The organism is Pseudomonas sp. FP2300, from assembly GCF_030687595.1.
Lineage (GTDB): Bacteria > Pseudomonadota > Gammaproteobacteria > Pseudomonadales > Pseudomonadaceae > Aquipseudomonas > Aquipseudomonas bijieensis.
This window is the reverse complement of sequence record NZ_CP117440.1, coordinates 5,238,745-5,249,888: the sequence shown is the minus strand read 5'-3', so window position 1 is coordinate 5,249,888 and position 11,144 is coordinate 5,238,745. Positions and strand designations below refer to the sequence as shown.

The following is an 11,144-nucleotide window of genomic DNA, read 5'->3' as shown; positions in this document are numbered from 1 at the left end:
TTTTCTCCTTTTCTCCTTTTCTCCTCTTTTTTCCTTAGTTTATTGCCGCCTCTACCAAAAGCTGGAGGGAAGTAGGTATGAAGTCTTTATTGTCCGACTGGTGTGCCTTCTGTGAAGGCAGGGCGGTCTTCGATAAATCTCACTTTTTGGGATTGTTGAAAGCGCACAGTGGTTCCGAGGAGCTTCGACGGATATTCAGCTATTTTCCGTTTTCGGAAGAGTTGGCTGATAGAACGGAGCGCGTTCTAGCCTCTGGAGATATGGAGAAGTCTCTATATCTCTTGCCAAGCCTTAAAGTTGGAAAGGACGAATTAATTCAGCTAGGCCGGGAGTGGTTCAAGGAGCAAGAAAGAGTGTGCAGGGTGCTCGGTGATTCCGAGGTTCTAAAAATTTGTGAAAGTGCCCAGGTGCTTTTTGTTGATGGTCACGATATGGATCACTGGCTTCAGCAAGATATTCCTCATTATTGGTTGTTTGATGAAGTTGGGGATGCAATCAGGGAGAGCAGAGTTTCTGATACCGAGCAGACTTATGCGCTGTTTGAGGCGTTCTATGGATTGGCTGCGGATTATTATCTTGCTTGGTACGTTGGGCGGCCATTATTTGAATTTGATATTAATTTGGAGTCTTACTATAGATTCTGGCGGGTTGGAGGGAGGGGGGCTCTCACCGAGAGTGGGTTCTTAGTGACTCACTAAGTTCGGGCTTTAGATATAGGCGCGATCACTGGCTCCCAGCTTAAATACAGGCAAATTCCAGGATGTTGAATTTCGGAGGAAACATAGGTGATTCGGGCACCGCTGGGAGACTCCCGCTATTGGTCGGAATGGGTTGAGTATGGTGATGAGAGCATCGTCGAGGCGCTTGAGACCGCCGCTAAACCTGCCGGCGATCCCGACTATGCGCCGCAGTACGTTTTCATCATTGCGCAGAAGCACTGGCACCAGATGCTGCGACGGTATTCCGCTGGAGATCCGATAGCGGACCTGTCGCGATACTTTCCCGGGCTGCTTGATGCCTGGGAAGAGGCCGAGCGCCTTGGCGCGACGGTCTGGACTCAGGAGCAGCAATTCACTCGCCATAGCTGGCGTGTCAACTACGACCATTACATCACCTGCTTCTGGCTGGTGGGATTGGGGTTGGCGCTGGATATTCCGGATGACCAGTGGAAGCGGTTGTTGGCGTTGATTGGCAACGAAGGCGAGGACGTGCTACTCGACCGAATAATCGCGAGTCGCAGCCCAGAACGCAGCATAGGTTCAGGGCTTCTTTACCCGAAACCCTACGCTCGGTTGCTGACGGCGGTAGATGCTGCGGAGGATTCGCAAGCATTGCTGTTGAGTGCATTCGTCAAACATTGGTACACGGAAGTGCGTACCGGTGCCAAGTCCGGCTCTGATCCTCAGGCCGTCAGTTATAGACATCCCTATTGGTACTCCTATGGCGATGAAAACTTCGATGGCGGCGCCTATTTCGGTCGTTGGTGCGTAGAGGCCGTGGCGGCGGTCAAGGCTTTCGATATGGACGACTCACAGTGCTTGGGGCTTGAGCATTACCCTGGGGACTTATTGAGGCCCAACGGTCCGAGTACACATTCGGCGAGGCAGGAAGTTGAACCGCCTGTTGCGGTGGCTGTGGAGAATAAGGTGGGTTTTTGGTCGAAGCTGTTGAGGCGTCGTGAGTGAGCGAGTTTTGCACGGATCATGAGGCCTGACATCACCCATTGTGGCGAGGGGATTTATCCCCGCTGGGCTGTGAAGCAGCCCAAAACGGCAACGGATCAAACTGATACATCGCAAGCGCAGATTGGGGGGCCGCTTCGCGACCCAGCGGGGATAAATCCCCTCGCCACAGATTCTTTGTTTGTCGCGACTCTGTGCCTGGCAGGTCGTCCGCCCCCAATCTCTCCCACACCTTCCCCTTAACGGAACGCCATCTCCTGCCGATAACCCGATGAGCCCGGTTGTCTTCTGCGTTTCGGCTCGCAATGTGCGTCACGACACAGCCAGGCCAAGCGGTTGCTGAAATCCCTTGAACGTTGCTGGTTGGTGGCTATCATCTGCGCGCCTCGGGGCTGTGACACGGCGTTTCGTTGTTATGCCATTGGGTTATTTTCTTACTTGCCTGGACATCCTCGATGCTGGCGTACCACCAAAAAAGTTTTCTGATCGTCGATGATTTCTCGGATTTCCGCAGTTCGATCCGCTCCATGCTGCGTGAGCTGGGCGTCAAGGACGTGGACACCGCCGACACCGGTGAAGTGGCGCTGCGCATGTGTTCGCAGAAGCGCTATGACTTCATCCTGCAGGACTATCACCTGGGCGACGGGCGCAAGAATGGCCAGCAGGTGCTCGAAGACCTGATGGTCGAAAAGTTGATCAGCCATGAAAGTGTCTTCCTCATGGTGACCGCCGAGACCAGCCAGGCGATGGTGCTCAGTGCCCTGGAGCATGAGCCGGATGCGTACCTGACCAAACCCTTCAACCGCTCCGGCCTGGCCCAGCGGCTGGAGCGGCTCGAGCAGCGCAAGACCCTGCTCAAGCCGATCCTGCAAGCCCTCGATCGTGGCAAACCGATGGAAGTGCTCAATGCCTGCATCGCCCTGTGCAAGCAGGATCCGCGCTACGGGCCGTTGTGTCTGCGTTATCGGGCTGATGCGCTGCGCGACCTGAATCAGAACGAGGCCCTTGAGCGGCTGTACAACTCCATCATCGCGGATCGACCGTTGCCGTGGGCCTATGCGGGGCTGGGCAAGTTGATGTTCAAGCGCGGCCAGGTGGGGCAGGCCAAGGCCGTTTATGAAAAGGCCCTGAAAGTCTTTCCGATGATGCCGGCGTTGTACGACGGCATGGCCGAGGTGTTGGTGGCCGAAGGTGACACCAAACAGGCGCAGCACGTGCTGGAAGAAGCGGTGCGCCTGTCGCCGCTGGCGGTGCGCCGTCAATCGTTGTTGGGCAAGCTGGCGATGACCAACGAAGACTACGACACGGCTTCCCGGGCCTATCGTCAGGCGGTCGGGCAGGGCGCGCAGTCGCGCTTCAAGGACCCGGAAAGCAACCTGGGCCTGGCCCATGCGCTGATCAGCAAGGGCAGCGAAAAAGGCCTCGATACCCGGACCCGACTGGAGATCAACACCACCCTCAGCGCCGTGGCGAAGGAGAACCTCAACGACCCGGGGCTGCAGGTCCGGGCGCGGCTGATGAAGGCCACCAGCCTGTTGCTCAACGATGCCGAAACCGCCGAGAAACTCACCGAACAGGCTTTGCAGCGTCTCGATGGCATGGAACAGTTCATGAGCGCCGAGGCCGCGTTGCTGGTGGCCAAGCAGTTGCAAATGCTCGGACAGACCAGCGCCGGCGAATCGATGCTCAAGAACTGCGCGGAAATCTACGGTGATGACCCGACGGTAATGCAAGGCATCGCCAAGCTGACCGACGACCCGAACATCCTCAATCAGGGCAATGCCGCCGCCGAGCTCAACCGCGAAGGCGTGCGGGTCTACAAGACCGGCGCGTTGCCGGAGGCACGGGAGCTGTTCCGCCGGGCCCTGAAGATGCAACCGAAGAACATCAGTATTGCCCTGAACATGGCGCAATCGCTGCTGCATGGCACCGACACCAGTGTGGAATCGGAGCTGCTGCAGGAGTGCCGCGCCTGCCTGAAACTGGTGGGCATGATGCCCGACACCGATGCGCGTTTTGCGCGTTATCAAAAACTGCGAAGCAAGGCATTTGGCGATGAATGACAGCGAACAGGCACTCGATTTTTCCACGGTGATCGCGTCTACCGTGCACGACATGAAAAACTCCCTGACCTTGCTCATGCAGGCGCATACGCAATGGCTCGAGCGCTTGCCCGATGTCGAGCGACAGACCTCGGAGCAGGGCGTCATCGAGTTCGAGTTCGCCCATCTCAATGGCCTTATGGTGCAGTTGCTGGGGCTGTACAAGCTCGGCGTCAACCAGTTGCCGCTACACCCGGCCTATCATGAGCTGGACGATTTCATCGAGGCGCAACTGGCCGGCCATCAGGACATGTTCCGCAGCCGGGGGATCATGGTCACCTACGAGGTCGACCCGCTCAGCCCCCTGGGCTTTTTCGACCGCGAGCTGGTGGCTTCGGTGCTCGACAACTGCATCAACAACGCCATTCGCCATGCGCGCCAGACGCTGCTGATCAGCGTGAGTGATGAGGCCGGGCAACTGGTGCTGACCATCAATGACGACGGCGACGGTTACCCGCCAGAAATGATCGAGCGTCAGGCCGAGTATGTGCAGGGCATCAACCACAGCAGCGGCAGCACCGGGTTGGGCTTGTACTTTGCTGCGCGGATTGCCGGCCTGCACCAGCGTGGCGGCGTGAGCGGGCGCACCGAGATTGCCAATGGCGGGGTGTTGGGCGGTGGGGTGTTCCGGCTTTACTTGCCCTGAGCGTGCCCTGCATAAATAGCGCTGCCACCACATAAAACCTGTGGGAGCGGGCTTGCTCGCGAAGACGGTGTGTCAGCTTGCAAATGTTTTACTGACCCACCGCTTTCGCGAGCAAGCCCGCTCCCACAATGTATTCCAAGGTTCGGTGTTTATTCTTACCGGGTGCTTGATATTCCGAACAGCCGAAGCCTATTTTGTACGGGTTGCCGTTCGCGGCTCGCACATAACAAGGATTGCGTCATGACGACCGATGGCCAGCGTTCATTCGCGCAGCGACTGACGGGCATTGATGAGATTGAATGCGTTACGCCGGATTTGAATGGCGTGCCGCGGGGCAAGGTGATGACCGCCGAAGGTTTCCTCGAAGGTCGGCGGTTGCAACTGGCGCGAGGCGTGCTGCTGCAATGCATCATGGGCGGTTACCCACCGTCGCGGTTCTACGGCAGCGATGACGGTGACCTGGCGCTGGTGGCGGACCCGAAACAGATCCACCGCCTGCCTTGGAGCCAGCAGCCTCGTGCGCTGGCGATTTGCGATGCCGACGAACTGACCGGTGAAAGCTCCCGACTCTCCACGCGCGGCCAGCTCAAGGCCGTTGTCGCTCGTTATGCAGCCCTGGGCCTGGCACCGGTGGTAGCGACCGAGCTGGAGTTCTTCGTGTTCGCCCCCAATCCTGACCCGACCCAGCCGTTCCAGCCGCCGCTGGGCCTGGATGGGCGTCGCGAAGACGGCCAGTCGGCGTTCAGCATCAGCTCCAACAATGGCCTGCGCCCGTTCTTCAGTGAAGTCTATGAATGCATGGCGGCGCTGGGCTTGCCTCGCGACACCTTCATGCATGAAATGGGCGTGAGCCAGTTCGAGATCAATCTGCTGCACGGCGACCCTTTGTTGCTGGCCGACCAGACGTTCCTGTTCAAGCACCTGCTCAAGGAAGTGGCCCTCAAGCACGGCCTGACCGTGGTTTGCATGGCCAAGCCGCTGGCTCACACGCCGGGCAGTTCGATGCATATCCACCAAAGCGTTGTCGAGGCAGGCAGCGGCCGTAACGTCTTCAGCGACGAGGCGGGCGAACCGACGGCCACTTTCCGGCATTTCATTGGTGGGCAACAGGCGTGCCTGGCGGATTTCACCGCCTTGTTCGCGCCGAACGTGAATTCCTATCAGCGCCTGTGCCACCCGTTCGCGTCACCGAACAATGCCTGTTGGTCCCATGACAATCGTTCGGCCGGCTTGCGGATTCCCGCCAGTTCGCCGGTGGCCCGGCGGGTCGAGAACCGCTTGCCGGGGGCCGATGCCAACCCCTATCTGGCGATTGCCGCCAGCCTGGCTGCCGGGTTATACGGGATTGAACATCGCCTGGAGCCGAGCGCGGCGATCCAGGGTGAATTCGAGGTGCCGGATAATCTGTCGCTGCCATGTACCTTGCATGCCGCCTTGGAGCGTCTGAAGCGTAGTCATCTGGCGAAGGAACTGTTCGGCACGGAGTTCATCGAAGGCTACATCGCTTCCAAGACCCTGGAGCTGACCAGCTTCTTCGATGAAATCACGCCCTGGGAGCGACGTGTCCTAGCGGCCCAGGCATAAAGAACCGCCGCATTCGGGCTATCTTCAATAGATAGCCCTTACTCACCTCAAGGAGCCGCTCGGAACGCCGATGCGCCAAATCTGGAAACCTTTTCGAGCGCTTTATTTCGCCTCGCTGATGATGTTGATCGGCTCGGGCCTCTTGAGTACTTACCTGGCCTTGCGCCTGGCCGCCGACCATGTGGACAGCCTCTGGGTCGGTGCGCTGATGGCCGCCAACTATTTCGGCCTGGTGCTGGGCGGCAAGATCGGCCACCGGCTGATCGCCCGCGTCGGGCACATTCGCGCCTATTCGGCCTGCGCCGGGATCGTCGGCGCGGCAGTGCTGGGCCATGGCCTGGTGAACTGGCTGCCGGCCTGGATCGTGCTGCGGATGATCGTCGGCCTCGGGATGATGTGCCAATACATGGTCATCGAGAGCTGGCTCAACGAACAGGCCGATGCCAAGCAACGGGGAGTGGTGTTCAGCGGCTACATGATCGCCTCGTACCTGGGCTTGGTGCTGGGTCAGTTGATCCTGGTCATGCACCCGGCCCTGGGCCTGGAGCTGCTGATGCTGGTGGCGCTGTGTTTTGCCCTGTGCCTGGTGCCGGTGGCGCTGACCCGGCGGATTCACCCGGCCCCGCTGCGTCCGGCGCCGATGGAGCCGCGTTTCTTCATCAAGCGTGTCCCCCAGTCGTTGAGCACGGTACTGGGGTCGGGGCTGATCGTTGGCTCGTTCTATGGCCTGGCGCCGCTGTACGCGTCCCAGCAGGGCCTGTCCACCGAGCAGGTCGGCCTGTTCATGGGTAGCTGCATCTTCGCCGGGCTGCTGGTGCAGTGGCCGCTGGGGTGGCTGTCCGACCGTTATGACCGGGCGATGCTGATTCGCTGTTTTGCGCTGTTCCTGGCGATCTGCGCACTGCCGCTGGCGATCCTGCCGAAGGTGCCGCTGGAAGTGTTGTTTGTGGCGGGCTTCTGCTGTTCGCTGGTTCAGTTTTGCCTGTACCCGTTGGCAGTGGCCTTTTCCAACGACCACGTCGAAGGGGATCGCCGGGTGTCGCTGACGGCCATGTTGCTGGTGACCTATGGCATTGGTGCCAGCATCGGGCCGCTGGTGGCCGGCGTGCTGATGAAGATGTTCGGCAGCCAGATGCTGTACGGCTTTTTCGCTTTCTTCGCCTTGGTGCTGGTATGGCGGATCCGGCCGAAAGCGGTGACCAACCTGCATCAGGTCGATGACGCGCCGCTGCATCACGTGGCGATGCCGGACAGTATGTCGAGTTCGCCTTTGGTGGCGTGCCTCGATCCCCGGGTGGATGAGCAGGTGGTGCAGGAGCAGATGCAGACGCCGGCCAATCCGGACGTGGAGCCTGAGCCGGTCGCAGAGCCGGCTACTGAAGCCGAAGCGGCGTCTGACGAACCGGAGACACCCAGCTTTACCCAGGCCAGGCCTTGAAGCAGGCATAAAAAAAACGGGCAGTCACCGCAAGGGACTGCCCGTTTTTTATGGCTCGACGATCAGAGGTCGTCTTTATCGAAGCGCCGCGCTTCACGCTGGAGCTGGTAGACGAACCGCTCGACCTGCCGTTGCACCAGGCCACTGATGTTGTGGAAGCGTACGCCGGCGAACGTGGTGTTGATCCTTTCTTCGAAATGCAGGTAACGCAGCTCGACTGGCGCGGTCATGTTGCCAAACGGCAGGGCTGCGATGAAGCGCTCATACACCTGGCCCAATTGCAGCCGTTCGGTGATGTCGCCGTCGAAACGCAATTTGCAACCGGTGGCGGAGATGTCCAGCAGCTTGCCGTCCACGGGTGACTTGAGCTTGTCGCCGCCCAGTTCAACGCTCACCAGTTGCGCCAGTTTCAGGGCGGCGCGGAAGGCGTTGCGGCGTTGATGATAGACCACTTCGTCGGGCAGGGCACCGCGATAGCAGCGACCGTCGCTGGATTCGTCAATGGTCAGTGGACCCTTGCCATCCCATGCGATGCGCACGCCATCATGAAAACCCTCGACACGAAACGGCTCGCCGGCCAGCAGGAAACGCTCGCCATCCCGGGGGATCATTTCATCCAGGGCGATGGAGTTGGTCTCGCGATCGACGTTGACCAGATAGCTCTGGAAGCGCTGGGTGCGTTCATGGAACGTAATGATCAGCGGGTCGTGGCTATCTTGCAGCATCCGCAGGTTGCCGGAGATTTCCAGGGGCGTGGTGAGGACCTTGGGTGGCTGCGGAGCATCATCCGCGTTTGAGGCATTGAACACGGTGGGTCAATCTCCAGGCAAAATACGACTACGAATAGCCAGCATTTTGCCAGCATGTATCGCGCGTTGATAGAGCGAAGGCATTGTTCGTTTCATGCCTGGCTGAGCGGGCGGTGCTTGACCATTCTGGCCGTCGAGCCGCTAGCGTCATACAGCGTCGGGATCTCACCACCGTTCAGGATGCGCAATTGGTTGGCGGTGGCGGCCTGCTGCATCTGGATCGACTGGCCGTTGCGGGCGTTGGTCGCCTGGCATTGGGCGAGCAGGTCGTTGAGCACTTTACTCTGGGACAGCAACTGGTCGCCGATCGTCGACTGGCTGGCCAATTGCTCAAGGCCGTCATGACTGGCGGGCAAGTTGAGGCTGGCGAGGATCTCGCTGCGTTTGCGGCCATGCTGGTCAAGCAAGATGATCAATGCCTGTTTCTGCGCCAGGATGTTCTCCAGCAGAGGCATGTCGCGACCGTGCAGTGCCACGGATTCGGCCTGCAACAATTCCAGCAATTGTTGCGCTGGAACAAAGTCGTCGATGATCAGTTGCAATAAATTAGTATCGTGCATGGCTGGCCTTGGGTCTTAAGCGTCCAAAAGCCTGGCGCAGGCGGGGCGGCCTAGCGCTGGGCTTCGAAGTTGAGCAGTTTGCTGGCTACGCGGTTGCTGTCGACTTTGTAGCTGCCATCAGCGATGGCTGCTTTCAACTCGGCCACGCGGGCCTTGTCGACGACAGGTTGATCGCGCAGCTTGTCAGTGACCTTCTGCAACTGCTGAGCCTCATTGCTGAGGTGTACCGACTCCCCGTTGCTGACCTGTTCGGCTGCTGTAGGCAGCGGCGCGGATTTACCGGCTTCGGCGGTTTCCTTGGTCGCGCTGGTACGCGTAGTGCCTGTCAACGGTGAAGAGCTGTTTAAACGATTGAAATCGATGACCATGGTAAAAAACCTCTGGGTATTTGGACGCTTGCCATGTTTTCGGCCATCCCCAAAAAAACTTTAGGCTCATTTATTCAATGAGCATGCGCACGTCTGCGCTTGCCTTTGCGTAAGGCACAGTCTAGGGAACACCGGGATCAAGCGCCAGCTTTCTACCTCCTTTACCGGATCACTACATCGCCACTTCCACTTGGCCTGGGGCCATCACTTGCGCCTTGATCACGCGTTGGGAGTTGAGGTTTTTTACCCGTATCTGTTCACGCATGCCGCCGTTGGACAGGGCCTCGCCGGGCATCCGCACGGCCAGGGAGCCACTGCGGGCGGTGATGACCACCTGGTCGCCCTTGCGGACCACTTCGGCCTGCTCCAGGTGCACCAGCGTCACGACCTGATCGGCGACCATTGGTCGGACAAGTTTCTGCCCGATGGCCTGGTCAACGGAGGTCAGGAAACCTTGGGTGATCTGGCTGATGTCCCGTTCGCGCAACATCACGTCCTGGGGCTCGACAATCCCGGCCCGCTTGAGCGGACGAGTGGTCGTGACAATTTCTCGAAACAGGCGCACTTGAGCCGGCACGAACACCGTCCAGGGCGCGGCGCTGTCGCAACGAACCTTCACCGTGACGCGGCCCAGGGGCCTGGCCGGACTCTCCAGCGAAGCAGTCAATTCCTTGTCGCACATCGGCATGCGCAGGCGCGGGTCGAGCTGGTTGACTTCGATTTCGTAGCGCCCTTCGGTTTGACTGGTAGCCAGATAGTCTTCTACGGTGAATTCAAGAAAGCCCTGAGTGACGCCGATAAGGAGATCAGGCAAGGTAACCGGAACAGCAGCAAGGGCAGGACCGCCCGAAGTGAACAGGCAGACAGCCAGCAGTGCACCGAGCCAATGGCGGCAGTGAGTGGTCAGGCGTCGAGAAAATGTCGTTTGTGCGTTCATGCCGGTTCAATAGCAAGCCCCGTGCCGTTTAGTGATGAATGCGCGTCGGACACATTAGCGTTATGTAGGAGTCAGGGCATGGCGGGAGTAATGGATTCGGTAAACCAGCGCACTCAGCTGGTCGGTCAAAATCGCCTGGAGCTGTTGTTGTTCCGTCTCGACGGCCAACAAATGTATGGGATCAACGTCTTCAAGGTTCGCGAGGTGCTGCAATGCCCCAAGCTGACGTTGATGCCCAAGTCCAGTCCCGTTGTGTGCGGGGTGGCCAATATCCGGGGAGCGACCATCCCGATCCTCGACCTGGCGATGGCGACCGGTTCCGGTCGGTTGCTGGACCAGAGCAATCCGTTTGTGATCATCACCGAGTACAACACCAAGACCCAGGGTTTCCTGGTGCGCTCGGTGGAACGCATCGTTAACATGAACTGGGAGGAGATCCATCCACCGCCCAAGGGTACTGGTCGCGATCACTACCTGACGGCAGTGACCCGGGTCGATAACCAGTTGGTGGAAATCATCGACGTGGAGAAGATCCTCGCTGAAGTGGCTCCCACTCCGGAGGCTATTTCCGCAGGTGTGGTGGACGCCGAGACCCAGCACAAGGCGATTTCGCTGCGGGTATTGACCGTCGATGATTCTTCGGTGGCACGTAAGCAGGTGACCCGCTGTCTACAAACGGTCGGTGTCGAGGTAGTGGCGTTGAACGATGGGCGTCAGGCGCTGGATTATCTGCGCGCGCTGGTCGACGAGGGCAAGAAGCCCGAGGAAGAATTCCTGATGATGATCTCCGACATCGAGATGCCGGAGATGGACGGGTATACCCTGACGTCGGAAATCCGCAGCGACCCACGTATGCAAAAGCTGCATATCATCTTGCATACTTCGTTGTCCGGTGTTTTCAACCAGGCGATGGTCAAGAAGGTCGGTGCCGACGATTTCCTGGCGAAATTCCGGCCCGATGACCTGGCTTCCCGGGTAGTCGATCGGATCAAGGCAGCAGAGTAAGCAAAGGTCGGGC

Annotated in this window: 11 protein-coding genes; 7 read left to right on the top strand and 4 right to left on the bottom strand. The window is 59.1% G+C overall.

The annotated features are described in order from the left end of the window. The first annotated feature begins 77 nt into the window (after positions 1-77). The 6 genes from PSH86_RS23235 to PSH86_RS23210 all read left to right on the top strand — a co-directional run bounded on the left by PSH86_RS23235 (position 78) and on the right by PSH86_RS23210 (position 7,452). Positions 78-698, top strand: coding sequence for a hypothetical protein (locus PSH86_RS23235; protein WP_305485181.1), 621 nt, complete (start codon positions 78-80; stop codon positions 696-698). 87 nt (positions 699-785) lie between these two features. Continuing rightward, the gene (locus PSH86_RS23230) at positions 786-1,685 is read left to right on the top strand and encodes a PoNi-like cognate immunity protein (RefSeq protein ID WP_305485178.1); all 900 of its coding nucleotides are present in this window, start codon (positions 786-788) and stop codon (positions 1,683-1,685) included. A 452-nt stretch (positions 1,686-2,137) separates the two neighbouring features. Beyond that, positions 2,138-3,745 (top strand): tetratricopeptide repeat-containing response regulator, encoded by a 1,608-nt coding sequence (locus PSH86_RS23225; RefSeq protein WP_305485176.1) that lies wholly within the window; start codon positions 2,138-2,140, stop codon positions 3,743-3,745. Further along, positions 3,738-4,430 carry a sensor histidine kinase KdpD gene (locus tag PSH86_RS23220; protein ID WP_232201053.1) on the top strand — a complete coding sequence of 231 codons (693 nt, stop codon included), beginning with the start codon at positions 3,738-3,740 and terminating at the stop codon, positions 4,428-4,430. The genes PSH86_RS23225 and PSH86_RS23220 overlap by 8 nt, the downstream gene beginning before the upstream one ends. 342 nt (positions 4,431-4,772) lie before the next feature. Next, positions 4,773-6,014, top strand: a complete 1,242-nt coding sequence (locus PSH86_RS23215; RefSeq protein ID WP_163858966.1) for a glutamine synthetase family protein — start codon at positions 4,773-4,775, stop codon at positions 6,012-6,014. A gap of 70 nt (positions 6,015-6,084) precedes the next feature. After that, a complete protein-coding gene (locus tag PSH86_RS23210) occupies positions 6,085-7,452 on the top strand; it encodes an MFS transporter (protein WP_109753931.1) in 1,368 nt (455 codons plus the stop codon). 62 nt (positions 7,453-7,514) lie between these two features. Here the strand turns inward: PSH86_RS23210 and PSH86_RS23205 are convergent, their stop codons facing one another. From PSH86_RS23205 to flgA, 4 genes are all read right to left on the bottom strand, one after another. Beyond that, positions 7,515-8,261 (bottom strand): flagellar brake protein, encoded by a 747-nt coding sequence (locus PSH86_RS23205; RefSeq protein WP_109753932.1) that lies wholly within the window; start codon positions 8,259-8,261, stop codon positions 7,515-7,517. Positions 8,262-8,353: 92 nt separating this feature from the next. After that, complete coding sequence (locus PSH86_RS23200; RefSeq protein WP_109753933.1) at positions 8,354-8,821, bottom strand: flagella synthesis protein FlgN; 468 nt, start codon at positions 8,819-8,821, stop codon at positions 8,354-8,356. 50 nt (positions 8,822-8,871) lie between these two features. After that, the gene (gene flgM / locus PSH86_RS23195) at positions 8,872-9,189 is read right to left on the bottom strand and encodes a flagellar biosynthesis anti-sigma factor FlgM (protein WP_109753934.1); all 318 of its coding nucleotides are present in this window, start codon (positions 9,187-9,189) and stop codon (positions 8,872-8,874) included. Between the two features lie 172 nt (positions 9,190-9,361). Continuing rightward, positions 9,362-10,126 (bottom strand): flagellar basal body P-ring formation chaperone FlgA, encoded by a 765-nt coding sequence (gene flgA, locus PSH86_RS23190; RefSeq protein ID WP_063324729.1) that lies wholly within the window; start codon positions 10,124-10,126, stop codon positions 9,362-9,364. A 78-nt stretch (positions 10,127-10,204) separates the two neighbouring features. Here flgA and PSH86_RS23185 point away from each other — a divergent pair, with 78 nt between their 5' ends. Continuing rightward, on the top strand, positions 10,205-11,131 hold the full coding sequence (locus tag PSH86_RS23185; RefSeq protein WP_060741036.1) for a chemotaxis protein CheV: 927 nt from the start codon (positions 10,205-10,207) through the stop codon (positions 11,129-11,131). Positions 11,132-11,144 lie beyond the last annotated feature (13 nt).